General features: G+C 48.2%; 24 protein-coding genes. 7 read left to right on the plus strand and 17 right to left on the minus strand.

The window, feature by feature from the left end:
* Window positions 1-88: 88 nt before the first annotated feature.
* Window positions 89-955, plus strand: a complete 867-nt coding sequence (gene rsmI, locus AC0KUT_RS05675) for a 16S rRNA (cytidine(1402)-2'-O)-methyltransferase (RefSeq protein ID WP_488834214.1) — start codon at window positions 89-91, stop codon at window positions 953-955.
* Window positions 956-1,416: 461 nt separating this feature from the next.
* Here the strand turns inward: rsmI and AC0KUT_RS05680 are convergent, their stop codons facing one another.
* Both AC0KUT_RS05680 and AC0KUT_RS05685 read right to left on the minus strand, forming a co-directional pair.
* Entirely contained in the window at window positions 1,417-1,965 is a 549-nt protein-coding gene (locus tag AC0KUT_RS05680) for a pyridoxamine 5'-phosphate oxidase family protein (protein ID WP_488834216.1), read from the minus strand.
* A 141-nt stretch (window positions 1,966-2,106) separates the two neighbouring features.
* Entirely contained in the window at window positions 2,107-3,963 is a 1,857-nt protein-coding gene (locus AC0KUT_RS05685) for a glucuronyl esterase domain-containing protein (RefSeq protein WP_488834217.1), read from the minus strand.
* 469 nt (window positions 3,964-4,432) lie between these two features.
* Here AC0KUT_RS05685 and AC0KUT_RS05690 point away from each other — a divergent pair, with 469 nt between their 5' ends.
* Window positions 4,433-5,635 carry a zinc-binding metallopeptidase family protein gene (locus tag AC0KUT_RS05690; protein ID WP_488834218.1) on the plus strand — a complete coding sequence of 401 codons (1,203 nt, stop codon included), beginning with the start codon at window positions 4,433-4,435 and terminating at the stop codon, window positions 5,633-5,635.
* Window positions 5,636-6,560: 925 nt separating this feature from the next.
* On the opposite strand, the gene cysK is transcribed toward AC0KUT_RS05690, so the two are convergent.
* The 5 genes from cysK to AC0KUT_RS05715 form a co-directional block, all read right to left on the minus strand.
* Window positions 6,561-7,472, minus strand: a complete 912-nt coding sequence (gene cysK / locus AC0KUT_RS05695) for a cysteine synthase A (protein ID WP_488834220.1) — start codon at window positions 7,470-7,472, stop codon at window positions 6,561-6,563.
* A 164-nt stretch (window positions 7,473-7,636) separates the two neighbouring features.
* Entirely contained in the window at window positions 7,637-8,671 is a 1,035-nt protein-coding gene (locus AC0KUT_RS05700) for a choice-of-anchor A family protein (protein ID WP_488834221.1), read from the minus strand.
* A gap of 175 nt (window positions 8,672-8,846) precedes the next feature.
* The gene (locus tag AC0KUT_RS05705) at window positions 8,847-9,986 is read right to left on the minus strand and encodes an ABC transporter permease (protein ID WP_488834223.1); all 1,140 of its coding nucleotides are present in this window, start codon (window positions 9,984-9,986) and stop codon (window positions 8,847-8,849) included.
* Window positions 9,983-10,969, minus strand: a complete 987-nt coding sequence (locus AC0KUT_RS05710) for an ABC transporter ATP-binding protein (RefSeq protein ID WP_488834224.1) — start codon at window positions 10,967-10,969, stop codon at window positions 9,983-9,985. Before AC0KUT_RS05710 ends, AC0KUT_RS05705 begins: the two co-directional genes overlap by 4 nt.
* Window positions 10,962-11,939, minus strand: a complete 978-nt coding sequence (locus AC0KUT_RS05715; protein WP_488834226.1) for an HlyD family secretion protein — start codon at window positions 11,937-11,939, stop codon at window positions 10,962-10,964. The genes AC0KUT_RS05710 and AC0KUT_RS05715 overlap by 8 nt, the downstream gene beginning before the upstream one ends.
* A gap of 295 nt (window positions 11,940-12,234) precedes the next feature.
* On the opposite strand from AC0KUT_RS05715, the gene AC0KUT_RS05720 reads away from it, so the two are divergent.
* Genes AC0KUT_RS05720 through AC0KUT_RS05730 form a run of 3 tightly spaced genes read left to right on the plus strand, consistent with a single transcriptional unit; the run spans window position 12,235 to window position 14,485 of the window.
* Window positions 12,235-12,648, plus strand: coding sequence for a DUF350 domain-containing protein (locus AC0KUT_RS05720; RefSeq protein WP_488834228.1), 414 nt, complete (start codon window positions 12,235-12,237; stop codon window positions 12,646-12,648).
* A 43-nt stretch (window positions 12,649-12,691) separates the two neighbouring features.
* Complete coding sequence (locus tag AC0KUT_RS05725; RefSeq protein ID WP_488834230.1) at window positions 12,692-13,261, plus strand: DUF1190 domain-containing protein; 570 nt, start codon at window positions 12,692-12,694, stop codon at window positions 13,259-13,261.
* A gap of 33 nt (window positions 13,262-13,294) precedes the next feature.
* Window positions 13,295-14,485 (plus strand): glutathionylspermidine synthase family protein, encoded by a 1,191-nt coding sequence (locus AC0KUT_RS05730; protein WP_488834233.1) that lies wholly within the window; start codon window positions 13,295-13,297, stop codon window positions 14,483-14,485.
* 86 nt (window positions 14,486-14,571) lie between these two features.
* Here AC0KUT_RS05730 and AC0KUT_RS05735 read toward each other — a convergent pair whose 3' ends face one another.
* The 9 genes from AC0KUT_RS05735 to AC0KUT_RS05775 all read right to left on the minus strand — a co-directional run bounded on the left by AC0KUT_RS05735 (window position 14,572) and on the right by AC0KUT_RS05775 (window position 23,156).
* A complete protein-coding gene (locus AC0KUT_RS05735) occupies window positions 14,572-16,203 on the minus strand; it encodes a diguanylate cyclase domain-containing protein (protein ID WP_488834235.1) in 1,632 nt (543 codons plus the stop codon).
* The gene (locus AC0KUT_RS05740; protein ID WP_488834237.1) at window positions 16,200-16,625 is read right to left on the minus strand and encodes a type 2 periplasmic-binding domain-containing protein; all 426 of its coding nucleotides are present in this window, start codon (window positions 16,623-16,625) and stop codon (window positions 16,200-16,202) included. Before AC0KUT_RS05740 ends, AC0KUT_RS05735 begins: the two co-directional genes overlap by 4 nt.
* Complete coding sequence (locus AC0KUT_RS05745) at window positions 16,625-17,881, minus strand: hypothetical protein (RefSeq protein WP_488834239.1); 1,257 nt, start codon at window positions 17,879-17,881, stop codon at window positions 16,625-16,627. Before AC0KUT_RS05745 ends, AC0KUT_RS05740 begins: the two co-directional genes overlap by 1 nt.
* Before the next feature lie 275 nt (window positions 17,882-18,156).
* The gene (locus AC0KUT_RS05750; RefSeq protein ID WP_488834241.1) at window positions 18,157-18,633 is read right to left on the minus strand and encodes a hypothetical protein; all 477 of its coding nucleotides are present in this window, start codon (window positions 18,631-18,633) and stop codon (window positions 18,157-18,159) included.
* A 140-nt stretch (window positions 18,634-18,773) separates the two neighbouring features.
* Entirely contained in the window at window positions 18,774-19,118 is a 345-nt protein-coding gene (locus tag AC0KUT_RS05755) for a DUF6678 family protein (RefSeq protein ID WP_488834242.1), read from the minus strand.
* A gap of 240 nt (window positions 19,119-19,358) precedes the next feature.
* Entirely contained in the window at window positions 19,359-20,900 is a 1,542-nt protein-coding gene (locus AC0KUT_RS05760) for an IS1182 family transposase (protein ID WP_488834244.1), read from the minus strand.
* Window positions 20,901-21,245: 345 nt separating this feature from the next.
* Window positions 21,246-21,467, minus strand: a complete 222-nt coding sequence (locus AC0KUT_RS05765; protein ID WP_488834246.1) for a hypothetical protein — start codon at window positions 21,465-21,467, stop codon at window positions 21,246-21,248.
* Between the two features lie 239 nt (window positions 21,468-21,706).
* Window positions 21,707-21,907 (minus strand): transposase, encoded by a 201-nt coding sequence (locus AC0KUT_RS05770; protein ID WP_488834248.1) that lies wholly within the window; start codon window positions 21,905-21,907, stop codon window positions 21,707-21,709.
* Window positions 21,908-21,938: 31 nt separating this feature from the next.
* Window positions 21,939-23,156, minus strand: coding sequence for a transposase (locus AC0KUT_RS05775; protein ID WP_488834251.1), 1,218 nt, complete (start codon window positions 23,154-23,156; stop codon window positions 21,939-21,941).
* Between the two features lie 331 nt (window positions 23,157-23,487).
* On the opposite strand from AC0KUT_RS05775, the gene AC0KUT_RS05780 reads away from it, so the two are divergent.
* Window positions 23,488-24,393, plus strand: a complete 906-nt coding sequence (locus AC0KUT_RS05780) for a tyrosine-type recombinase/integrase (RefSeq protein ID WP_488832151.1) — start codon at window positions 23,488-23,490, stop codon at window positions 24,391-24,393.
* A 1-nt stretch (window position 24,394) separates the two neighbouring features.
* On the plus strand, window positions 24,395-25,450 hold the full coding sequence (locus AC0KUT_RS05785) for an IS91 family transposase (protein ID WP_488834252.1): 1,056 nt from the start codon (window positions 24,395-24,397) through the stop codon (window positions 25,448-25,450).
* Here AC0KUT_RS05785 and tnpC read toward each other — a convergent pair.
* The gene (tnpC, locus tag AC0KUT_RS05790) at window positions 25,433-26,980 is read right to left on the minus strand and encodes an IS66 family transposase (RefSeq protein ID WP_488829883.1); all 1,548 of its coding nucleotides are present in this window, start codon (window positions 26,978-26,980) and stop codon (window positions 25,433-25,435) included. The genes AC0KUT_RS05785 and tnpC overlap by 18 nt on opposite strands.
* Window positions 26,981-27,000: the final 20 nt, after the last annotated feature.

A 27,000-nucleotide genomic window follows, 5' to 3' on the forward strand; every position in this document is an offset into this window, starting at 1 on the left:
CAATCATCACACAGAAAATTAGTTTATAAATTAGCCGCGTTTCATGTTTATGGAGCGCATGCTCCGTTCAAATTTCTTGGAAAGCGGTATGACACATTCAGGAACAACACCCGGCATTCTCTATGTCGTGGCGACGCCCATTGGCAATTTGGGCGATATGGTACCGCGTGCGGTAGAAACACTACAAACAGTTGCGCTCATAGCAGCGGAAGATACCCGTCACTCGGCGCGTCTATTATCGCACTTCGACATCAAAACACCCTGTGTAGCCTATCACGATCACAGCGATGAGCAGCGCACCGCGCAATTAATTGCGCGCTTGCAAGCAGGTGAATCCATCGCACTCATATCGGATGCGGGTACGCCACTGGTATCCGACCCAGGTTATCGCCTTGTGCGCAGTGCGCGTCAGGCCGGCGTGCAGGTCATCCCCATCCCAGGTGCCTGCGCTCTGATCGCCGCGTTAAGTGCCGCAGGCCTGCCGTCAGATCGCTTCGCCTTTGAAGGTTTTTTGCCCGCAAAAGAAACCGCGCGCTGCACCCAATTGCAAAGCCTCGCCAATGACCCCCGCACCCTCATTTTTTATGAGGCACCTCACCGTATACTCGAAACCTTGCAGGATATGGCCAAGGTATTTGGCCCTGAGCGTGAAGTAGTCATGGCGCGCGAGCTAAGCAAAACCTTTGAAACCATAAAAGGCGATGAAGTTGCCAAGCTTGCTGAGTGGGTTGAAGGCGATAGCAATCAACAGCGCGGTGAAATTGTGCTGTTAGTACACGGCGCTGCCGCGCAAGAAGTGGGTGACATAACCCTAGAGCAAGTTCGCGTCATGCATATTTTGTTGGAAGACTTGCCGATCAAACAGGCTGCGGCCATGGGCGCGAAGTTGACGGGTTTGAAAAAGAACTTTTTATATCAATGGGCGTTAGAGCAGAGCGGTAAGGCTGCAAGATAAGCAATAGGAGTTTGGAATCTTCCTATTGCTTGAGTGATGTTGCAATAAATTATATTTAGGGAATGCAGGCGGCAAGAATTGAAGATTACAAGGCGGCAAGTATTCTATTTTCTCCTTAGCATTTTATCTGGCTTCGTAGCATGGTATTCGCTTGGTGGGCTTATGGGTTGTGCCCACTACGATATGCATAGCTTCTGTAGAGATATGCTGAGCGTATCGACTCAGGCGGCGATTGGCGTTTTAAAGACGAACTGTATTCGGCTTGCAGTTATGTCAAGTGAGTTGTGTCGATATATCTTTACATTAAGTTTGCTGGCAATGATGTTGGGTATGACGACTTTTGTTCTTAGTGTGAGGGGGCTGATCTATCCCACATTGAGGACAATTGGAGTGATGAAAGCGCCTAGTTATTCATACAGCCGCGATGCCAATATGCCGAGCATGCACCAATCTCCGGCAAATTAAGTCCCCGCTACCCATTTTTCTACGGGCGGATTTAGTCGGTTTTGCGCAATTGTCTGTTCATTCCATAGCTGTGAAAATTTCAAGGCGCGCGGGCAGTGGCTATATGATTCTTCTACTTCGAGCAGAATAGCTTGGAGCAGAATCGCCTTTTCATCCTGATCAAACACGTCAAGGCTTAAGCGTTCAAACTCATCGTCACCCTGGCGCAGCACTTTCACGCGTCCATTCACGCGTGCCGTAGCATCTATCGCGGGTATAAAAAATACCAATCCTAATTGCGGATTGCTCTCTATATTTTCATAGCTTTGGAAAAGTTTATTACCGGCTATATCGGGAATGAGCAAATGACGGTCATCTAGCACTTTTACAAAGCCCGGCTTGCCACCTTTGGGTGAAGCATCGCACTGGCCTGTCGTATTGCTGGTTGCCATCACCATAAAGGGAGACTGTTGAATAAACGCTTGAATCCACGGCAGCATAAATGGCCGGACTTTATTGCGTGGGCGTTCGGCAGGCGCGCCAAAAAGTTGTTGAGATTGATTCATGGTGCGTGATTGATATTCCTTCATTGCTTCGTAAGTAATTAATACTCTTATTCGCGGGTACTATAGCGACTTCTCTATTTTAGCGCCCTATAAATTTAAATATTTTGCCACTGACAAGCGAACCTGACTGGTGGCAATTCATCACTGCAAAACAGGCGCGCTCCAATCTATCCATTTTTCCACATCGTTGGCCATACCTTTGGTCGAACGCATCACCTCGGTATTACCCTGCTTGCCGAGTAAGAAGCGCTGCACAAATGCACTCAATACATCGAGCTGATGCTCGGGGAATTGGCAGTGGCCGTGATTGCCATTTTCTGAATAGGCGATATTTTGCGGCACGCCGAGTGCGCGGTAAATTTCTTTGGCTGCGGAAGTGGCGATAAACGCAGGCAGTGGGCCGAGCCAGCCAATATCGTTATCGAGTACCAGCAAGCCGCGCGGCGCTACCATGCCCAATAATTGATGGTGATCAAACGGAAGGTGGGTAACATTGACTGGGCCGCCAAAGGTTTGGCCGAAGGATGCGCGAAACCAGGGTTGTTCGCCAGCAGCGCTACCGAGGGTTTGTGTTTCTATTCCGCTGTCGGACAACACCTGCGCGACGCGCCAGCTTACCGCACCACCTGCGCCAGATTCTTGTGGAATCGTCAGCGCAATTCGCTCATCCATTGCACCTGCGAGCAGCGCGCCTTTGCCGTTGCGTGAGCAGCCGGTAACGCCGAGCCGGGTTGCATCTATGAGTAGATTCTTATCCGCATCGATCACATCAATTAAACGACTAATACCCCATGCCCATGCTGTGATAGAACTAGCAGAGGCATCGCGGCCATAGAGGTCAAAGAACAACCCAGTGCCGCGCGAATTGCCACCGGCTTGCGCACCCATCTGGTTGTTATTGAAATTAATCACCGCAATGCCTTGACTGGCGAGGTAAGCGTTATTGAGGTTTGAGCCGCCTACACCGATGATCGCGGGGTAGGGCGCTGTGCCTGCCGTGGGGAGGGTGACGGTTGCGCTGAAACTGATTTGTTTGCCTTGATGCTCCACATTTACCGTAATGGCTTGAGTGGTTACGCTTCCGGCAACAGTCGCGGGCTTAGGGGGTTTGGTGCCTGTTTCATAGTGTTGTAATGCAAGGTTGGTTTCCTGCCGCAAGCAGCGCCACTGATCTTTGGTGGTAATACGCGTACCTGCTGCGGTCGTGAAGGGATCTGGCAGTTTAGTGTTGGCGGGCAATTTACTGGCATCCGCGAGCGTGGGTACAGGGCAATCTGCGCCCTTATTTTCGGCGCTGGCGATGCCCGGCTCGCCCGGTGTTACGGGGCCGGGTTCAACCACAGTGGGTGGGATAAATTTTCCATCGCGGGAATAAATCGCAAAGCCGCTCAGGGTGCCGTTATCGATTAGAGATTCTAGTGTAATGGTGAGAGAGCCGTCGGTGACCTTAACGTCATTTAGGGTGCGGGAGTAGGCATTGTTGTGTCCTGCAGTGGCAAATAAATCGAGCGCATTAAATAGGGTTTTATCTTCCACTAAAACACCAAAGGAACGTTTGCCTACACTGGTTTGAAACATTTCTACAAAGTGTAATTCAACATCGTAACTGCCTTGCGTGACGGGAATTTGGTAGCTATAGGATCCGTAACGCTCAGTCTTAAATAGCGAGCCTTCAGGGTCGCCGGTAATTGCGTTGTTGGTTGAATTGGGTGCACCGCCGGTTGAGAGGCGATCCTTTTCGTATTCAATACCTTTATAACTTGCCGCTGCATAAGCTCCTACATTCACCGCGAGAATTAACGCAGGCCCTGCACCGCTGCTCGCGGAGCTTGATGTTTGGCTTGATATAACAGTACCTGAAACAGTGCTGCTGACAGAGCTTGCAGGCAGGCTACTCGCATTAGGTTTACTGCCGGAACTGCCGCAGCCCAAGACTGCGCTGGAGAGCAAGAAAATAGCGCCTTGCCGCATTAGTGCGGTGATTATTTTTTGTTTCATGTTCCCAGTCTTCGTGTTGTGATTTTTATTGTCATTTTTTTATCGGCTATATTTTTTTGGGGGGGGGGGTTAAGCCGCACCCAAAATATACAACCTTGCCTTTGCATACTTGTGTGCAAGTTGTCTGAGGGTAAACTTTGCAAGATTGGAACACAAGGCAATAGCAGGCGGTTTTTTAGACAAAATAAGTAAAGATTTACAGGTTTTTTGGTATTTAAAGAGTTGTTGGTTGGCGAAGGCTTTGTAGTGAGCTGGGCGCTTTGCTCTGGCTTTTGGTGGCTTTTGAACGTATGCCTAATTTAACGACAATGCACCAATTAGCTACCCAAGGGCATTATAGATCGAGCTTAGCTGTTATTTAGGCTTTGTAATCAAAATACAATGCACCTTAAGCGGGCGTGCTAAGCTGCTGAGTTATATCGCAACGCTTTGCTGCTGGCTCACCTTTTAATTAGATACTTGAACGCCTATGAAAACCTTTAAATGCACTTGTACTGGGCAACCCGCCTTATTCTTTGAAAATATTAGTTGTCTCGCCTGTGAACGTGTTACAGGTTTTATTGATGATTTTAAGTTGCTGCAAACTTTTGATGTGGATAGCGCGACAGGCCATTTCACTCAGGCCGAGCACCCGCTTAAATACTACAAAAAGTGCCATAACTATGAGTTGCACAACGCGTGTAACGGCATGGTGGAAGTTAATGTGAATGAGGCTGCTTCTGCCGAACCTATCAAGTCTGAAAAATCCACGGGGAAGGTGGAAAATGATGTTTTATGTTTTGCGTGCCGGTTTAATGATGTGATTCCCGATCTGAACGTAAAAGGCCATTTGCCGCTGTGGAAAAAGGTGGAAGTCGCGAAAAGACGCGCGCTCTACACCCTCAACGCATTGCCTTTGCCGCTGAAAAATTTAGATCAGGATCCAGAAACAGGGTTAAGTTTTAGCTTCACCACTGACCGCGATGTAAAAGATCATTTTGCCACCAAAATAAAAGACCAGCCTGCAGTGATGACGGGCCACAATTGTGGACATATTACCGTGAATCTTTCAGAGGCCGATGATGTAGCGCGCTCCGTCACACGCTTGGCGATGGGCGAACGTTACCGAACTCTGTTAGGGCATTTTCGCCATGAGTTAGGTCACTATTATTTTGATCAACTCATCGCAAATGATCCCGAAAAAAACGAACTCTGCAAGCAATACTTCGGTGACCACGAACTCAGCTACAAAGATGCATTGGACAAGCATTACAAAAATGGTGCGCCTAAAGACTGGTCTGAACAATTTATTAGCGAGTACGCCAGCATGCACCCCTGGGAAGATTGGGCTGAAACCTGGGCGCACTACATGCACATTATTGATACGCTCGAAACGGCTAAGAATTACGGTATGACGCTCACAGAAAACGAAACGGCGCACTGCGGTAGTGAGGTCAGTGGTTTGAATTTGCCACAGCACCAAGAGAACTTTATTTTCCAAACATCCTTTCACAGTATTATTGACGCCTGGGTGAGTTTCTCCATCATGTTGAATTCGCTCAACCGCAGCATGGGCTTGCCCGATGCCTACCCCTTTGTGTTAACCCAATCGGTGCGCAATAAGTTGATGTTCGTACATCATGCTATTCACAATGAACTGGATGCGCTTGTGGTTGAAGACACGGCAGAGTAGGTGTTGCACCGTCACTTAGCCTCGTGGGTGGGCTTGGGAATGCGGGTGTTTTACCGGAGAGGCGAATAATTTAAATTGTAAGGGCAAAAGTCAAGACGCGACCCTATTCCCCCAGCTCGGCGGTTATGACAGCACCGAGACTCTACGCCAGCACAGGGCTGGCTGTTAAGAGGGGTGGGTCCATATCATTCGTTAGAAAGCAATTAGGAAGAAAATCATAAATGAATAGTGAAGGGAAAAGCATTTTAAAAAATGGTAATGTCCCATTTAAACGAAAGGCTATATTAATTCTAATGGTAGTTATTACCTCTATTCTCTATAGGGCCATTTATTATCTTGCCCCTCAATTCGCTATCACGTTCCATTCGTTTAATACTAAACTTCCTGCAATCACATATTTTTTTGTGAGTTTTAGTGGAGTATTCCTCTGGATTTCACTGGCTAGCGTTGCGCCGGCATCATTTTTAATTGTAAATTTATTCTCAAAACAGTACGTTCAGAGAGGTCTCAGAGTAATTAAATACAATTTTTACCTCGCTATATTGTGCTTCGTTCTGTTTTATGTGGCTATGTACTTACCTATTTTTCAAATGGGTCAAGTCATTTAAAGTGTTTTCTAGCAAGCGCCTTATGTCGGAACTAAGTTCCAATACTTCGCGTTTCAACTCCGTCCGCATACACGGGCGTTATGTGTAAATGAGCAAAAGCAATATAGAGGACACCCACCAATGACAGCATTAACCTAATGCATTTGTGGTTGAAAACACTGCAGAGTAAGTGTTACGCGGTTATTTAGCTTAGTGGATGGCGGGGCGTTGTAATACGGGTGTGTGCAAATTGAACCCTGTACTCGGGGTTTAGGGTTTAGAGAAAAACGGCAAGTGAAAGCCTTCACTTGCCGTTTTCTTTGCGGTCTCCGCAATGTTTAAAACAAATCCTCAATCGACAAATATCGCTCGCCTGAGTCATAACTAAAAATTATCACTCGGCTGCCAGCGGCCATTTCATTTTGCTTTTGTGCGAGCGCTGCAAGTGTTGCGCCGGATGATATGCCGACAAAAATCCCTTCTTGCAGGGCGCATTGGCGGGCCATTTCAAATGAGTCTGCTTCGTTCACCAAAATTGTACCGTCGAGTGCATCTCTATTTAAAACACCGGGAATGAAACCTGCGCCTATACCTTGCAGCCGATGGAGGCCTTTAGCGCCGCCGCTGATAACGGGGGATTTTTCGGGTTCTACGGCGAAGGTTTTAAAGTTGGGATAGGCCTGTTTGAGTATTTCGCTGCAGCCGGTGATGTGGCCGCCAGTGCCGACACCGGTGATCATGTAATCCAATCCATCAGGGAAGTCGACCAGAATTTCGCGCGCGGTGGTGGTGCGATGTATGTCGACATTAGCGGGGTTGTTAAATTGTTGCGGCATCCAACTGTTGGGGTGCTCGGAGAGCAGTTCGTTGGCTTTGGCGATGGTGCCGCCCATGCCGAGTTCTTTGGGGGTTAAGACTAACTCTGCACCTAGGGCTGCCATGTTTTTGCGGCGCTCTATGGACATAGATTCGGGCATGGTGAGAATGAGTTTGTAGCCTTTTACGGCGCAGACTAAGGCGAGGCCGATACCGGTGTTGCCAGAGGTGGGCTCAATAATCACGGTGTCTTTATTGATAAGGCCTTTGGCTTCGGCATCTTCAATCATGGCGAGGGCAATGCGGTCTTTGATGCTGCTGCCGGGGTTGAAACGTTCAACTTTCATCCAAACTTCTATGTCGTTGCGAAATAGACGGTTAATGCGCACATGGGGGGTGTTGCCAATAGTGTGGAGGATATTATCGACTTTCATAGAATTCCCTGTAGTTAAAGTGGTTATCCAGTTTTTCACTGGGGGAGATAAAAAAAGCACCAATACAGTGTACAGAATGCCGGCGATAAAAAAAGCCGCTTCCTTAAACAGGAAGCGGCTTTGATGTGGGTATGTAGGTTTAGGTATTTAAATGGCTTTAAGGTTTAAGCCTTGTGATTATTTTTGCGGCGAACCAACAGGAGTGCACCTAAGCCTAAGAAAAACAGAATAAAAGTGGAGGGTTCACCAACGCCTGCCGTTTTAGGTATTACAGGTGCATCGTAAACCGGTGGTACAAAGAAGCCATCCCAGAGGTTTGCTTGCGCACCCCAGCCGCCAATCCAAGATTTGGCAATAATTTGGCCGCTCAGGTCGCCTTGTAAGAAGGTGAAGTTGGCTTGGGGGGCGAGAATGTTGCCTTTAATCCCACCGCTGAAAATGATGTTATCTGCCTCATAAAAGTTATAGAGGATGTGACTCGGTGAGAGATTTAAGGCTGCGAGACTTTCGCGCGCGCCATAGTTGAGCGAGTCAAATACAACATTCTTGCCGCTCACATTGATGATGAGGGTGTCGTCCTGCTTTAATCCTGGCGCTGATAAGTCGGTCGCATTGTAGAGCTGGGTGCCAGTGATATTGGTGACATAGAGGCCATCTACACTGGTGCCATCAAGCTTGAGCCAGTTGTTGTATTTAAATTCAATACCCGCCGTATTGGTAAGGTCGGCTAAGTCTAAAGACAACTGCGCGAGTTGCTCGAAGGCGCTGGTGAAATCTATGGGGGCGCCCTTGGTGGTGGTGCCTTGAATTGAGTGGCTGTTGGAGCCCAGCGTCAATTCGCCGCCGATAATGGCATTGCCCTTGATGTTGCCCCAGCTCCACGGGCTAGTGGTGAGGTTGCCGCCAACGACCAATACATCTTCATAGCGGCGCGCGTCGCTCCAAAACTGCAGGCCATCGCGGTGGCTGCCCGGCTCATAATTTACGCCTACATCATATTGGCCAAGGTTGGCATTGCCACCAATGGCAATTTTGCCTTGGGAGTCAGCACCAGGTTGGGTGAAGGTGTCTTTGATAAAGAGGTTATAGCCCGTTGCAGCACCTAAATCGATGTTGATACTGCTGGCTTGAGCGCCCACGGCGAGCATCCAAACGCTAAGGCTTAGGGTGATGCGCAAAGCGGATATCTGTAATTTCATAGTGTGACCCAGTTCTCATATTTTCTGTTGTCAGTGTAGGCAGGCAAACGGAAATGTACAAGAAATAAGGGATAAAAAAAGAACTGAATATTCCATTTCATTCATTTTCTGTTCAAATAAGTCCCAAAATGGCGTTTAAATATCGCTTGTTTTGGGTTTAAGGCACTTTTTAGTACTAATCTAATCGCTTTTTGAAACGTTTAGCGGCAGCCACTACCCCTAGGCAAGTAAAACCCAGTAGCCACAAAAGGTCGGGCAGCAAATCCAGCAGTGTGGCACCGCGCAGCACTATGGCACGCACCATGCGAATGAAGTGGGTGGCGGGTAGCGCCTCGGCAATCCATTGGGCCGCAATCGGCATGCCGTCATAGGGGAACATAAAGCCTGAGAGCAGAATTGAGGGAATCAATAAAAACATGGTGATTTGCATGGCCTGCAATTGTGTTCTCGCGACCGTAGACACCAGCAGGCCGAGGGTGAGGCTGGCACTGATAAAGGCAAACACGCCGAGAGTGAGTTGATCCAAGCGACCATTCATGGGCACATCGAATATAAGGTGGCCGAGTCCGAGGATAATCACCACTTGAATGAGCCCAACAAACACATAAGGCACGATTTTGCCCACCATGATTTCAGTGGAGTGAATGGGGGTGGTGATCAGCAGCTCTAAATTGCCGCGCTCGCGCTCACGTACCAGTGCGGCAGCGGTGAACATCACCATGGTCATGGTGAGCACTATGGCGACGAGGCCGGGCACTATATTGATCGCGGAGCGACGCGCGGGGTTAAAAAACAGCGCGTTCTCAAAGGTTGCGGCGGCTTTGCTTTGGAAGCCGACTAGCCCTGAGCTGCCTAGCCCTTGGGTGATCGGCATGTTTTGTAGCGCGAGTAGGGCGCTGCTCACCATAGAGTCGGAGCCGTCGATCAGCCACTGCGCGAGGGGCCGCACGTCTTGCGCGCGCTGACCGAGGTCGACCGGTATAACTAAAGCCGCATGTACCTTGCCTTGGCGGATCGCATCTTCAGCTGCGCTGGGAGTTAGATAGGTATGGGTGAATTTGACGACCTGAGTTGCGGTGACGTCGGCAATTAAGCTGCGCCCCATTTGGCTGTGGCTTAAGTCCACCACGCCCACGGGCAAATCGCGCACATTGGTATTGATGGCAAAGCCAAATAACAGCAGCTGGATTAAAGGCACCATGACAATCATGCCAAATGTCGGGCGGTCGCGACGCAGCTGGCGCAGCTCCTTAAAAACGATAGCACCTATGCGCTGCAGACTGTTGCGCCAGCGACTTTGGTGAGGAGGCATCATTGGCGCAAGTCCTCGGAGATGCCAGTGCAGTGAACAAATACATCTTCAAGGCTGGGGCGTACCGCGTGGATATTGCGCTCTTGCATCAATTCGCCGTGCTGGGCGCGCAACCACTGCTCTGGGTCGTCAATGGTGTCGCTGATCAGCACACGCAAATGGGTGCCCAGCTGCGCCGTGGAGACTACTTCTTTAAATTGACCGAGCTGCTGTTTGAGTTGGCGTAAATTCACCCCGTCGATTTCCACGACCTTGGCGCCGAGTTCTTGCATAAGTTGTGCGGGGGCACCATCGGCGCGTTTTTGCCCCGCCTCTAAAATCGCCAGGCCATGGCAGCGCTCGGCTTCATCCATATAGTGGGTAGAGACCAAAATTGTAGTGCCGCTGTCGCACAAGTCGAATAGTTTCTCCCAAAAGTCGCGGCGGTTTTCTGGGTCAACCGCTGAGGTTGGCTCGTCCAAAATAAGCAGCTCTGGCTCATGCAGCGTGGCGGCGGCAAGCCCCAAACGCTGGCGTTGGCCACCGCTAAGGCTGGCGGCCAGGCGGTCGCGGCGCTGGTCGAGACCGTAGCGGTCGAGCTGTTGTGCGATAACCGACTTGGCGCGGTGTTTGTCCAAGTTGTAAATTTGCGCCATAAAACTCAGGTTCTCCGCGACGGTAAGATCCTCATAGAGGGAAAACTTTTGCGTCATATAGCCAAGCCTGCGACGCAGGGATTCGGCCTGTGCGGGAATATCCATGCCCAGCACTTTCACGCTGCCACAGCTAGGGGTGAGCAACCCCGTTATAAGGCGCATGCTGGTGGATTTACCGCAGCCATTGGGGCCGAGAAAGCCGTAAATACTGCCGGCGGGAATTTGTAAGTCGAGGTTGTCCACCGCCACAAAATCGCCAAAGCGACGGGTGAGGCCTTGGGTCTCAATTGCGAAGGTCGGGGTTTCAAGCGCGAAGGTATTGGCCGTAGCGCTTTTGGGCGACTCAATCATGGGGCAGCTCTACTTGCACCGGAATGCCGCTCGGTAGCTCGGCAGCACTGGCGGGCAAATCGATTTCCGCTAGGTACATCAGCCGCGCGCGGTCGTTGGAATTGAGGGCAAAGTAGGGGGTGAACGCGGGGTCTTGGGAAACCCAGCGCAGGGTGCCTTGCAGCGGTGCGTTAATACCATCGATATGAATCGCGAGGCTTTGCCCTGCTTTGAGTCTGAGGCGATGAGTTTCGGGTACATAGACGCGGGCGTAAGGCGCGGCGTTGCTCAGGATGACCGCGACCACTTCACCTAGGCTACTGCGCTCGCCCAGATTTTTGGGTAGCTGATCTAGCCGCCCCGCTTGGGTGGCGATGATACTCAGCTCGCGCAGGTTTTGCTGCTCAAGGGTCAGGCTTGCCTGCGCTAGTGCTACCTGCGCTTCGGCTTGTTGCAGGTCTTCGCTGCGGCTGCCGTTGGTAAGCACTAACAAGTTCTCTTCGCTTTGTGTTACGGCTGCTTGGGCCGAGTCACGCTTAGCGCGGGCGCTATCTAACTCCGCTGCTCCCACCAGTTTTTTACGCACCAAAGTTTCCGCGCGGGCGAAGGCTTTTTGCGCCTCGACCAATTGCGCCTGAGCGCCGCTGAGCTGGGCGCGCAGGGCGGCAATATCCTCGGGGCGGGCGCCATGTTGGAGTTTTTGTAAGCTGGCTTGCGCGCTGGCGAGTTGCGCTTCGGCCTTCGCTACCATGGCTTGCTGGCGATAATTGTCGAGTTGTACCACCAGCTCGCCCGCTTGCAGGTCGCGCCCTTCCTGTATCGGTAATTGAGTAATAATTTCCGCGGCGGTAGCTTTTAATAAAACACGGTCGCGCTCGAGGGTGCCTAGAGCAAGGCTCTGGGTTTGTTGGCCGCAACTAACCAGTGCGAGCAGTAGGCATACTATGAAGCATGGGCCTGCGCAATGAGACTTCACAATTGAGTTGAGCATAAGCGGCCTTGTGTGGGATCCATCAGTTGGGATAATAATGATTCTAAGCCAAATGCATTGGGTGAATACTGTGGGTCAAGTGTGCCAGAAAACCCCAGAGGCGGTATGATCTCGATCAGTTTTCGGTGCTAATCATCGTTTTTGCTTTTTTACCAATGGCGCTGCATTTTTCGCCATTAGGCCACTGGCCGCTTTTGTGGCAGAATCGCCCCGTCTTTTATTGTTCACGCTTGCCTGTTACATCTGTCTTGGTTGTTATCGCTCAAGCCGTGTTTATTTTATTGGGAATATTGCTATGTTAGAAACCACCGTATCGTCACTCGCTGGCCTTGGGCCTTTTTTAGCCTATTTCGCGTTGGCCGTCGTCTTAAGTTTAGTGTTTGTGCGTATATATACATGGCTTACTCCACACGATGAATTGGCGCTAATTCGCGCCAACAATGTTGCCGCTGCGGTTGCATTTGGCGGCGCACTAATAGGCTTTGCTTTGCCGCTCGCCAGTGCAATCACTCACTCAATGTCACTGATTGACTGTGCGATTTGGGGTGCGGTTGCCCTAGTTGTGCAAGCCCTAACTTTTACGGTATTGCGTATTACTTTGAATAATTTGTCTGAGCGTATTCATCAGGGTGAAATGGCGGCGGCAGTATTTGTTGCGGCCAGTGCAATAGCCGTTGGTTTGATCAACGCCGCCTGTATGTCCTCTTAATTGCGTCAGTCTTAATCATTAAACAACGAACAAGGATCTAACAATGAAACGCAGTAAAAAAGCCGCCTTAGTGCTCATGGTTCCCGCTGCCACCTTTTTATTCACCGGCTGCGGCGAAGAGCGTGAACAGGCGATGGTCTATACCGATGTTAAAGGTTGCGTACAGTCGAGCATGAGCAGTGCCGAGCAGTGCCAAGCGGATTTTCAAACCGCTGCTGCATTGCACCCGCAAGTAGCGCCAAAATATTTAAGCAAAGATGAATGCGAAACCGATTTTGGTGCAGGCAAGTGTGAAACCGCGCCGCAGCAAACCACCTCGGGCGGCAGTGTATTTATGCCCTTGATGATGGGCTACATGGCGGGGCAAATGATGAGCCGTGGCGCAGGGGCACAAAATTTACGCGGGGCTGAGCGCAGTAATATCGCGACGCAACCATTGTATAAATCGGGCGACGATCGCAGTACCTTCCGCACTGCAACTAATGCTCCCGTTGCTAAAGGTATTGGCCCCATCAGCCTGCGCCCCTCGCAAGTAAAACCGCAAATGGGCCAAGTCGTGCGTCGCGGTGGTTTTGGCCAGCAGGCGGCAGCGCGTGCGAGTTTTGGCGGTTAATTTTTTTCGATTGGATATTTTAAAGAAGAATTCATGAAACGCATTCCTATTAGTGAGCGCCCTCAGTGGCGCGAATTTGCCGAAGAAGTCGGTTTTAATTTTCACACCTTTGATGGCGAACCCTACTGGGATGAAACGGCTTATTACGCGTTTACCTTGCGACAAGTCGAGCAGGATTTAGAAGATCCCACGGAAGAGCTGCACGAGATGGCGCTGTCGCTGTTGGATGAGATTACGCGCAGCGAAGAAATGCTCACGCAATTGCAAATTCCGCGCGAGCACTGGAGCTTAGTGTGGAATTCTTGGCATAAACGCGAGCCGCATTTATATGGACGTTTAGATTTCTCCTACGATGGCCGCGGCCCCGCAAAATTGTTGGAGCTAAATTACGATACGCCGACCTCATTATTCGAAACCGGATTTTTCCAGTGGGTGTGGTTAGAGGATCAAATTCGCGCGGGTAATTTACCGGAGCGGGCAGATCAGTTTAATTCTCTGCAAGACAAGCTTGAAGGTGCCTTTCGCGAATTGAATCTGCCGCAACCCTTTTATTTTTCCAGTGTGCGCGAAAGTATTGAAGATCGCGGCACTGTGGCCTACCTCATGGATTTGGCCGCACAAGCGGGGCTGGATGGGCGCTTTATTGCACTGGAAGATATTGGCGCGCATTACGATGCAAAGGGTGAGCAGGGTCAGTTTGTCGATGAGCAAGATGAGGCAATTAAGGGCTTGTTTAAGCTCTACCCCTGGGAGCACATGGTGCGCGAAGAATTTGCCGCGCTCTTAAGCAGCTCCGCTACGGTTATGCTCGAGCCCGCATGGAAAATGCTCTTGTCGAATAAGGGTATTTTGCCGCTATTGTGGCAGCGCTTTCCCAATCACCCCAATCTACTGCCGGCCTTTTTCGAAACACCTGATTTGGAACCATTAAGTAAAGGCTGGGTGCGCAAGCCGATATTTTCTCGCGAAGGCGCCAATGTCGATTTGATTACTGAGCGCGGCGAGAAAATATCAGAAGCTGGCCCCTACAGCGATGGTGCTTTTATTCGCCAGGCATTGGCGCCACTGCCCAAATATCACGATCATCATCGCAACCAAGACACTTACACCATGATTGGCAGTTGGGTGGTGGGGGATAGTGCCGCTGGGATTTGTATTCGCGAAGACGAGTGTCTCATCACCAAAGACAGCTCGCGCTTTCTGCCGCATATTATTTTGGATTGAGTGGTAAATTCCAGAGAATGAAACGGCCGCCTTTTGTTTGCTTTCGGGTTAAACACTAGGCGGCTTTTTTACAGGCGTAAGAATCGCTAGCCCTGTCTAGTTACTTTTGTTGATTCCGCTGCTTTTTTTTCCGCGATGGGTGCGTAAAACGCATAGCTGTTTTTACCCTGACGCTTTACTTCATACATTGCTTGGTCAGCATGTTTGCGCAGGCTTTGCACATCGTCGCCATGCATAGGGTAGAGCGCTATGCCGATACTCATGCCTATTATTTCTGTAGGGCTAGTGTCAGGCGAGTCAGCTATTAATATTATTGGTTGTTTCTGGGCTGCAAGAATTTTTTCTGCAATACGGGTAACAGTTTCAATTTTTCCTGCATGCTTTAACAAAATTAAAAATTCATCGCCACCGAGGCGTGCGACTATATCTGAGTCGCGCACTTGCGCGCGCAGGCGCTCGGCAATGGTTTGCAGTACGAGGTCGCCAGCGTCGTGACCATAGGTATCGTTGATGAATTTAAATCGATCCAAGTCAATGAGCAGTAGCGCAAATTCTTGTTTGTCTGCGGGCACTTGGTGAATGAGGTGGTGCAGTACATTCTCAATCGCCATGCGATTACTTAAGCCAGTAAGGCTGTCTTTTTCCGCAAGTTCGCGGGTTTGCTCCTCTGAATGTTTGCGTTGAGTTACGTCGTACATGACGCCCTCAATCGCATACTTATCCGCCGCGGGCGAAAAAATGCAGTGTACCCAGTGAATTGTTTCATTGTTATCTTTGCGAATGCGCAAGTCGGCAGAGCAGGGGCGCAGGCTGCTATTGGCCTGTTGAATAAGAGTTCTGGCATCTTGCGCGTCTAGGAATATTTTATCGACAAGATTGACGTCGCTGAGCAGCAGCTGTTCTTGCTCGTTGATACCGGTGAGTCGAAAAAATGTAGGGTTGGCAGTGATGAGGCGAGTCTTGTCGCTCATTAAAAATATGCCGGCGCTACTGTCTTCAAAAATACCGCGAAAGCGCATCTCAAGTTGTTCCACTCTATGGCGCAGTTGGCGCTCCTCTTTAAGCATAAGATCGACAGTGTGCAAGAGCGTATTGATATCGCCGGTTAGTAAACCAATTTCGTCGCCGCGGTGTAAGCCGGTAATGTTGAGGCGTTCGCCATCGCCAGGGGTGATGCCATGCAAACGCCCAGATAAGTTGGAGAGCGGACGTGTCATCAACCAGTAGACCAATACCAGCACCAGCAAGGTAACGAGCCCAGCCTGTGCGGCAAGCCCGAGGGTGGTGACCATAGCGGAGTCGCGCGCGCGGGATTCAATGAGGGGAACGTTGGGTTCGACGGAGAGTTCACCTACGACTTCAGTCTCATCGAAGGGGGCATGGAGTGCGATAGAGATAAATTTTTCTGCCCCACTTTTTTGATGCTCACCTGCTTGGCTCAACACTTCTCGGTTGGCGACTATCTTGGCGCGTACCACTATGTCATTTTGTACAAGACCAGAGACGACTTGCTGCGCGAGTTCGCGGTTGCCGACATAGGCAGAGATAGCCGCCGTTGTTTGGAGTGTTTCTAAAAGTTGTTGTACGGAGCGTTCGCTGTCGGTGAATGAGCTTTGATAGCTGCGATCATAAAAAAATTGCGATGAAACGAGCACCACGAAGAGTGCAGCAGCAGCGACGCTGAGAGAGACCTTGATGTGCAAGCTATTGAAATTCATGGGCTGGAGGGTAACTCCATAATAATTTTAATATTATCGGGCAACGGTTGCTGCGCAATATAGCCCACCGCTGCAGGGTTGAGGCTTAGCGCATTCAGTAGGGCGCTGGGGGTGTTAAGTTGTTGCGGAGGAGTCATGCGCCCTGCAAAAACAAGTGTAGCCCAATAGGCGTCAACTTGGGCTTCGCTTTTCCCCGTCAGACTTTTGTAAAACTCTGCGCGCAGCGGCGTACCCGCGTTGTAGTCGAGGGTAAAGGCTCGCTGTCCATTCGGGAAACTGCTAACGCGGCCCATAAACAAATCAACTGCTTGCTTCCGAGTGAGGCTATTCACCGGGTTGTGAATATTGGCGACAACCAGTATTTGCGCGTTTAGTAGCGCGCTGTAACTGAGTACCAAAATGGCTAATAGAAATTTTCGCATCAGAACAGTATATCCATGGCAAGACTGGTGACTCTGGGGTTATAGCTACCTGCGCGCGGCTTGTTGGGATCAGTTTTGAGCCATAAATTCGTGCCATCTCGCTCAACGCGGAATTGCTCCCACTGCATGCTGAGGGCCATTTTGGGCGCAAAATCCCAGCGCAGTCCGACCCCAACACTGGATTGATGGTTGCGGCCACCATTGAGGCTGTTTTCGGTGTGGTAGGTCAAAAGAGCCAGTTGCTCCGCCAAGGGTGATGGAAAGCCATTTGGCACTGAGAGGGTTTCGGCCGCGCTGTCGGGCCGCACATAGCCGCCGAGAATATAGGGCGTAAACGCACCTAGGTGTCGTCCAATGCTGATAAAGCCTTGACTACTCTCTGGGGCGAGTGGGGTTTCACTGGTGAATTGACTGATCTCTGTTTTTAACCACCAGTCGTTGTTGTCGTAGCTGAGTCCAAAAGTACTGTAGTGAAAGCGAGAGCCTTTAGTCGTTGTGTAGTCTGCAATATCGCTAGCACCGGGCCAGTAAGGGCTGACGGCTTCCCAGGCTTCACTAATTGAGCTTAACGCGTTGTTTTGAACTTGTACGCTCGCAAAGCTATAGCGTCCTACCCAATTGCCATATTCAAGTTCAAAACTTATGCCTGAGGGTTGAAAATCTATATTGAGTTTATTGTCGGTGCGAAGCCCAGTGGGAAAGCTGGCGTCGGTGCGCCCGTAGAAGGCTTTGATATTAAGTGTGCTGTTATTTATATTGAAGCGTTTGCTCAGGTCGATACCATCGAAGCTCTCGAGTGACAAAATGGAGTAATAGTCGTGCTGAGGGCGCACCCATGGATAGGTGTAGCCGACTTGGCGATGGTCTGAGAGCATAAAAATATCTATACCCATACGCCCTAAGCGCAGGTCTAGGCCTTCTTGCGGGTTATAGCGCACAAAGGCCCACTCCACCGTATCGCCAAGCGTGTTATCAACCCGTTCTTTAGCGACTAGCTGCACAGTGGTGTCTACTTGATCCGACCAGCGGCTCTGCCATTGCACGCCAACTAAGCTATCTGTTTTCCAGGCTAGATCCCCACCATAAGAGCCATCGTCTTGCGCAATATAGCGGCGAAAGGCTAAATCGGGATTATCATTGCTAACGACACCCAGTGTGGCAAAGCCAGAAAAGCGATGGGTGCTCTGGGCTAAACTGAGCGGCGACAGCAATAGGAGCGCGAGCAATACATGAAAACCGCGAAAACTTGCCTGCATAGTGAAAACCTATAATTTTAAAGCGTAGCGCCAATCTAAAAGGCAGTAACCAAAATACCTCAATAGAAATAACGGCATTTACAGTAGTCATTAGCGAAAAGAGATTATTGAGAGTATAGACAGCATTCTCTTGGTTGCAGGTAATAGGCATTGATTCAATTGAAGTTTGTCGCAAAAGCCTTAAGGTTGAATGGATGTAGAGGGTGCAGAATAAATATGCCAAGTGAACCTAACTATCCTTCAGCTGAGCGCAAGTAATTGTTAAACGCGATGGGCTAGGGAGGTGTGTTAAATGGTGGGTGTCCCTTAATGTTGGGTATTTTAAAGAAATACCGTGACATTAATGCCGTAACTAACGCGGCATGAAAACACAAGTAAAGCATGTATTTTTCATTGCCTCCTATTGCTATAGGGTATGGCATGGATGCCATAAATACATGCTTTAAATTATAGGAAAAAATATACAGAAAGGTCGTTAAGAACCCCGCAATTCCACAGTAAAGGACATAAGAACTGAACTTAACTTTAGTAGGAATAAAGCCTATTACCACGCCAGTTAAAAAAGCTGGCAATGAAAATAGTTGGTATGCAAAAACGGGAGAAATAAAAATAAACGCAATAAGTTTAGGTGTTCCATTCCAAAGCCCAAAGATTGCCATAAAAATTCCTAGCAACAACCCCCCAATCGCTGGCGCAAATGCCAAAAAAAGAATGCCAAAATATAGAGATTTTTTAATTGCACCGTGCTGCATAGATGCGCCCTATTTAACGTTGCGGTAAACGGCAGAATTTATGTAGCTTTTTTGTGGAAACATTTTACGAAGTAAAACCACAAAAAAGCTACATAAATTCTGTCCAGTGGAGCGAAGCGGAACGATGTTTGACCGCCTTGTTAGAGTTTTGCATTTTCAATGAAAAACCCAGGTAAAACAAACCCATAGATTTTTAGTGTTTCTTCTTTCGTTTCAAGGGGAACATTAATTTTTGATAGTTCCATTACGATATTTTCTTTTTGTTCATGGCTCATATAGCGAATTTCCAGCCACTCAATAGTTTTATAACCGCCTAATTTGAAGTGATAAAACCACTCTCTGTCCCATTCCGAAATATAACCATTCTCTAAATCCTTGGTTCTCCACTCAGGAGGCGTAGTTAAACTGTACATAGCCAGTCTAATTTCGTCCCACTTGGTGTTATTCATGAGCGGAACATAATCATGTTTTTGTTTTGTTTGCATGAATATTCCATTATTAAAAATGTTATTTGATTAAGGCGCCACTCTAACGAGGCTGTAGAAAAATTAAGTTTAAAAACACAAAATCCTTCCCAACGCGTGGTTGTTTTAAATTGACGACTATTTGAACAGCTTTTCTTGCAATCGACAAGATGCAATATAAAACTGAACTAATAAGTCATTTATCGGTTAAAAATGATCGCATTTGGCCTATAAAAGCACTTCAGTGCTCTTTTACCCCCACTATGTCCCATATCTCCAGAGCTTTTCCACATTGTGGACCATGCAGTATAGCTGCCATTGGGCAGTTACCTTTTGTTCGCCGCGTAAGCTTAGTTTGTTGAGCCTTTTATTGCTGCATATATTGCCAAACACCGGCTCAATGGTGTGCATGCGTTTGCTGTAAATTCTTTTGCCATCCTCGCTGTCAATTATTTTCTTCATCCGGTCGAGATGAGTGACTTTTCGTTGGCTTTCAATTAATACGGAGATTTGTCGTCCTTGGGCTTTTACATCATTTTTCATGCACTGCTTGTTGAGTGGGCATTCGCGACAATCTTTTAGTTCGCCCCTGAAACGCATATGTGGGCCACTTGGGGTTTTAAAATAATCTCCTAGGTAGAGCATCTTCTTTCCGTTGGGGCATACTGCTTCTTTATTGTCGGTATCCGCAACAAAGTCTTTGCTGGAAAATATCGCGCGGGTCTTTTTATTGTCTTTACGTGTGGCCTGGCGTTTTTCTTTATGTTTTAAAAAACTTTCCGAACCCGAAAATACAGGGTCTCTTAATCGGAATTGGTTGTCGGGAATAACGGCCGTAATTTGTTGCTCATGCAAAAAAGCCAAGTTGTCTTCACTGCAATAACCCGTATCAGCTGTAATAATGCAGCCATCTTGAAAAAGGCTGTCATCAAAATGGGTTTTGATGTTTTCGATCATGGGCTTTAATGTAATTTGTTCTTGGCCAACACCAAAGGCTTGCGCCTCTACAATAATTTGATGCTTATCATCTGCCGCCGTGACGCAGGTCATACCCTGAATAGTGCCTTTGCTGGTGGTCATTTTGCACGATTCGTTATCGGTGATATTACTTTGAACTTCACGTTTATTGCGCGAGTGCCCAATACGCGGTTTATGGGTGGCCAAGAAGCTGTCTATTTTTTTTGCGTTGCGCAAGAGGGTTTCAATAGTTTGCTGTTCCTTTTGATAATGTCCGCTTTTATCATTTTTTGCGGAATCAGAGGCTACGTGCTTGGCCACTATGCGCTCGGCGCGAGCACGCATTTTTTCAGATTTCTTTTTGAGTTCGGCGTGGGTGCCGCTCCATTGCTTAGAGGCATCCGTAGGCAACTTGCAACCATCGATGGCGAAATGCTCTTTGCCAATCAACCCGCTCTCATCACAAATAAGCAGTACACGATGAAACAAGCCTTTAATCGCCTCGCTGTTACTGGAAACAAAATTAGCGATAGTGGTGAAATGTGGCTTAGTGCCCACCGCTAAGGCCATAAATTTCAAATCGGTTTCGCACAAACTGGCCATGACGCGGCTGGAGGTTATCCCCCGGTAATAGGCACAAAAGATAATACGCAATAACAATTCAGGCGGATAAGCCTTACGCCCTACGGTTTGATTTTTGTAGCGCCCCAAAAAGTCATCGAGAATATTCGTTTGATTTAGGAGGGAGTAAAGATAAAAATCGAAATTGTTTTTACCCAGCTGATCGAGATAATTAATATCCATCAGCACGGTTTGATTTATGTTGGTATTAATAAAATTAGCCATATCCGCCTCACTAAACTGCAATAGCGGAATTTTACTATGAAGAAGGGGGAAAAACGCGGGGTATTTTCATTTTTCTACAGCTTGAACGCCGAGCTAAGCGGCAGTTTTTAAGTTGTGATTTTGTGGAACACTTTTGCGTAGCAAAACCACAAAAGCGCGACTTAAAAACTGTCCAGCGCACGTAGTGCGCGATGCTTGAGCGATTTGTTATAGCAAGCATTCTAGCGAATATGCCCGGTTATAATATTAGATGAATAAAATAGCGGTTTACAATTTTGCTGCATAAAAACCGAACAATGATGTATTAATCGACTTAAACAAAATTACCGGAAACAAATTTTACTTTTAGATTACTGGTGCTTCAGCCGTTAATAATTTTGCAATATGCTTTGCTGATTTTAAAATACTAAATAGCCAAGCAAGAAACAATAAACAAACTGTGACTCCCATTTGTGCAAAGTCTCGATCATTAACTGCAATTTTAAAGCTGTACAATATAGGCAGCAAGAGAAGCAGCTCTATTAGATAGTATTGTTTTAAAACCAAAATTATAGATGAAAATTTCATTTTTAGGTCCTTGATTCAAGCGTTTACTATATGGAGAGCGCTATAACGAGGCTGTAGAAAAATTAAGTTTAAAAACACAAAATCCTTCCCAACGCGTGGTTGTTTTAAATTGACGACTATTTGAACAGCTTTTCTTGCAATCGACAAGATGCAATATAAAACTGAACTAATAAGTCATTTATCGGTTAAAAATGATCGCATTTGGCCTATAAAAGCACTTCAGTGCTCTTTTACCCCCACTATGTCCCATATCTCCAGAGCTTTTCCACATTGTGGACCATGCAGTATAGCTGCCATTGGGCAGTTACCTTTTGTTCGCCGCGTAAGCTTAGTTTGTTGAGCCTTTTATTGCTGCATATATTGCCAAACACCGGCTCAATGGTGTGCATGCGTTTGCTGTAAATTCTTTTGCCATCCTCGCTGTCAATTATTTTCTTCATCCGGTCGAGATGAGTGACTTTTCGTTGGCTTTCAATTAATACGGAGATTTGTCGTCCTTGGGGTTTTAAAATAATCTCCTAGGTAGAGCATCTTCTTTCCGTTTGGGCATACTGCTTCTTTATTGTCGGTATCCACAACAAAGTCTTTGCTGGAAAATATCGCGCGGGTCTTTTTATTGTCTTTACGTGTGGCCTGGCGTTTTTCTTTATGTTTTAAAAAACTTTCCGAACCCGAAAATACAGGGTCTCTTAATCGGAATTGGTTGTCGGGAATAACGGCCGTAATTTGTTGCTCATGCAAAAAAGCCAAGTTGTCTTCACTGCAATAACCCGTATCAGCCGTAATAATGCAGCCATCTTGAAAAAGGCTGTCATCAAAATGGGTTTTGATGTTTTCGATCATGGGCTTTAATGTAATTTGTTCTTGGCCAACACCAAAGGCTTGCGCCTCTACAATAATTTGATGCTTATCATCTGCCGCCGTGACGCAGGTCATACCCTGAATAGTGCCTTTGCTGGTGGTCATTTTGCACGATTCGTTATCGGTGATATTACTTTGAACTTCACGTTTATTGCGCGAGTGCCCAATACGCGGTTTATGGGTGGCCAAGAAGCCGTCTATTTTTTTTGCGTTGCGCAAGAGGGTTTCAATAGTTTGCTGTTCCTTTTGATAATGTCCGCTTTTATCATTTTTTGCGGAATCAGAGGCTACGTGCTTGGCCACTATGCGCTCGGCGCGAGCACGCATTTTTTCAGATTTCTTTTTGAGTTCGGCGTGGGTGCCGCTCCATTGCTTAGAGGCATCCGTAGGCAACTTGCAACCATCGATGGCGAAATGCTCTTTGCCAATCAACCCGCTCTCATCACAAATAAGCAGTACACGATGAAACAAGCCTTTAATCGCCTCGCTGTTACTGGAAACAAAATTAGCGATAGTGGTGAAATGTGGCTTAGTGCCCACCGCTAAGGCCATAAATTTCAAATCGGTTTCGCACAAACTGGCCATGACGCGGCTGGAGGTTATCCCCCGGTAATAGGCACAAAAGATAATACGCGATAACAATTCAGGCGGATAAGCCTTACGCCCTACGGTTTGATTTTTGTAGCGCCCCAAAAAGTCATCGAGAATATTCGTTTGATTTAGGAGGGAGTAAAGATAAAAATCGAAATTGTTTTTACCCAGCTGATCGAGATAATTAATATCCATCAGCACGGTTTGATTTATGTTGGTATTAATAAAATTAGCCATATCCGCCTCACTAAACTGCAATAGCGGAATTTTACTATGAAGAAGGGGGAAAACGCGGGGTATTTTCATTTTTCTACAGCTTGAACGCCGAGCTAAGCGGCAGTTTTTAAGTTGTAGTTTTGTGGAATACTTTTGCGCAGCAAAACCACAAAACTGCGACTTAAAAACTGTCCAAGGAGCGTAGCGACTGGTGCTTGAGCGACTTGTTGAACGAAGCCGCTACGCGGCAGATTCAGCTATAGCGCAAGTAGCGTCATAATCCCACGTCCGTTATAAACAATACTTCCTCTACACGCCCAAGCCGGAGCGTGACAACTAGAGGAAGATTGTTATGAACAAAGCACAGCAACTCAAATTTGAATCACTGTACCAACAGCATATTAACGCATTGCGGCGGCAAGGCAAGGCGGCTACGACTATTGATGTCTATGCCCGTGCCGTGCGCCGAATTACCGCTTTTTATGATCGCTGCCCAGATCGCCTTAGCCAAGAACACCTGAAGGAGTATTTTAGCGCTTTGGTGCAAAGCCATTCGTGGAGTACGGTCAAGGTGGATCGCAATGGGCTGCAGTTTTTCTACAAACACATTCTCAATAAAACCTGGGTATGGGTGGATATCGTTAAACCACCGCAGAAGAAAGTCTTGCCCGATATTCTTACCCGCAGCGAGATCGAGAGACTGATTAACGGTGCGCGCGAGCTGCGTTATCAAACCTTTATCCTCACCGCCTACAGCATGGGCTTGCGCCTAGGTGAAGTGTTGAACTTGCAGCCGGGCGATATTGATAGTGCGCGCATGAAGGTGCATGTTCGTCAAGGCAAAGGTAAAAAAGATCGTTTTGTTACTTTACCTACTGCAAGCCTGCTGGCACTGCGTAAGTATTGGGTCACCCACCGCAATCCACAGTGGTTGTTCCCCGCCGGTAAAAACCCCGAAGCTCGTCATAGCGCAGAGCGCAGCATGGATCGCGGTGGACTACAGAATGCCTTTAAGGTGATTGTAAAAGACTGCGGCATTCACAAAGCGATTACTCCGCACAGCTTGCGCCATTGTTACGGTGCACATTTGGTGGAAGCGGGTTTAAATTTACGCGCAATACAACAGGAGATGGGGCATGAATGCCCCAAGACAACGGCGCTTTATACCCAGCTGAGCGACACCGCCAATCAACACACGGATAGCCTGATTAATACACTCATGGATGGCTTAACGTTGACGCTTGATGGTGAGGTGTAGCATGAAGTTAGCAGCGATCTTTCAGCACTACCTGTGCGAGTTTAAAGCCCGCCATGGGCACCACACTACGACTGATGAATGGTCGGCACTCAACGCCATCCTCGGCTGCCGCACGGGGCAATACGGGCACCTCGTGCTGGCCTGTAAAGGCTGCCATCAACCGGCGCTGTGCTATCAATCCTGCGGCCATCGCGCCTGCAACCAATGCCAACATCATAGCGCCAGCCAATGGCTGGCCCGGCAGCAGCGCAAATTATTACCGGTAGATTATTTTATGGCGACCTTCACCTTGCCTAGTGAACTGCGTGAGCTCGCCAAGGCAAATCCTAAAAAAATCTACGCACTGTTGTTTGACTGTGCCGTCAATACGCTCAAGGATTTTGGTTTGAATAAAAAATCCTTTGCGGCGGAATTGGCGATGACCGCCGTATTACACACCCACACGCGACGACTCGACTATCACCCGCATGTACACATCATTATTCCCGGCGGCGGCGTTCAGGCAGAAGGCGCAACTGCGCTTTGGAAAACCATCAACAAACGCTACCTGTTTAATGGCCGCGCACTCGCGCGGGTTTTTCGTGCACGCTTACTCGCCGCGCTTCGCACCGCCGGATTTAGAGCTCCCGACACACCTGAAAAATGGGTAGTGCAATGTCAAGCGGTGGGGCGAGGTTTACCGGCCCTACAATACCTGTCGCGCTATCTCTACCGGGGCGTCATCAGCGACAAAAACATTCTTAGCGATGATGGCGAGACAGTGACCTTTCAATATAAAGACAGCAACACCGGAAAGATGCAAACACGGCAGTTGCGTGGCGAAGACTTTATGGCGCTGGTGCTGCAACACACCTTGCCCAAAGGCTTTCGCCGTGCACGCGACTACGGTTTTCTGCACGGCAATGCTAAACGTTTGTTACAGCGAGTGCAGTGGGCACTAAACGTTAGGATTCCTACTCTCGTACCCAAACCAAGACCACACTTCACCTGCACGAAATGCCAATGCGTGATGTCGATTGTGAGCTTTATCCGTAAGCGTCTAACCAACCACACCTAGATTTACTTGCCAAGGCATCAAATCTTCAAGTCCATCATCTGTATTGCGCTTAGGGATTTCTGTCAGCAAATGCTCAACATACTTTACCGGATTCAGACCATTTGCCTTAGCCGTTTCGATAATCGAATATAAAATCGCGCTGGCTCTCGCACCGCTGGCGGTGTTGCTAAACAGCCAGTTTTTGCGGCCGATCACAAAGGGTTTTACGGCGCGCTCCGCGCGATTATTGTCGATGCACAGTTGTCCGTGTTGTGTGTAGGTAGTGAGCTTTCTCCATTGTCGCAGCGTGTATGCGACCGCATGACCTAATGTGGATTTAGGGGGCGTCTGTTCCACTGATTTATCGAGCCATGCTTTAAATTCAGTGAGCAGCGGTACAGCATGCAACTGCCGCAGGGTATATTTTTCTTCCGGTGTTTTGTCGTTCAGTAGCGCTTCCACACGGTAGAGTTTCTGAATGTGCGCCACTGCCCAATCAGCACGGCCTACTTTGCCCTTTGGTTGTACTTTTTGCGCATCGGTAAATTTCCGGCGTGCATGAGCCATACAACCAGCCAGTGTTGCTTGAGTGCTTTCGTAAGCCGCATAACCATCAACCTGTAAATAGCCTTTATAGCCGCTTAGAAATTCTTTCGGGCAAGCAGCTGCGCGACTGGGTTGATAGTCGTAAATCACAATGTTGTTCGCGGAGCTGTTCGGATCAGGAGAATCTCTGCCGCTACAGTAGACCCACATGTAATTTTTTTTGTCATCCTGAAGCACTGTCACTGGCGTTTCATCTGCATGGATGGCGGTTTGTGTTAGCAGCGTTATTGTTAATCGCTGCAATAGCCTTTCAAGAACATCCGCACTACGCATTATCCAGTTGGACAGGGTGTTGCGATTGAGGTCGATATTCAGTTGCTTAAAAATAATTTCCTGGCGATACAGCGGCAGTGCCAATTGGTATTTATTGCCGATAATGTGTGCCAGCAAGCTGGGCGTGGCCATACTTTTGGGAATGGGGCTGGCTGGCACAGGGGCGATCACAATCGGCGTATTCGTATGGTTCTTTTCGCACTGACGACAGGCGTATTTCAGGCGCAGGGTTTCAATGACTTTTAAACTGGCGGGAATGTATTCTAGTTGTTCACTTTTTTCTTCGCCGATTTTGTGTAAGTCGCCATTACAGCAAGGGCACATTTTTTCTGTATCAGCGATATCAATTATGCGTGTTTCACGCGGCAAATCGGCGGGCAATGGTTTACGGCCGGTTTTCTTTTTAGTTGAAGTGGCGGCAGATGTGATATCCGCCGCTGTAGCGTCTGTTGTTATCTCTGCGTCACTGTCTGCACGGATTTCGTCTACTATTACTTCCGCTTCGTTAAATAACCAATCAAGTTGATCTGGGGATTTTTCTGAAGACGTGCCAAATTGGCGGCTTTGCGCCAGCTTGAATTGCTCACGCAGAAAACGAATTTCTTGCTCCAATATTTTATTTCGCTCTTTAAGCGAATCAATTTCGACAAGTAATTTATGAGAGTTTGGCATGGCCGTATTTTACTACGACC

It is taken from the genome of Cellvibrio sp. 25HG11W-0, from assembly GCF_057815475.1.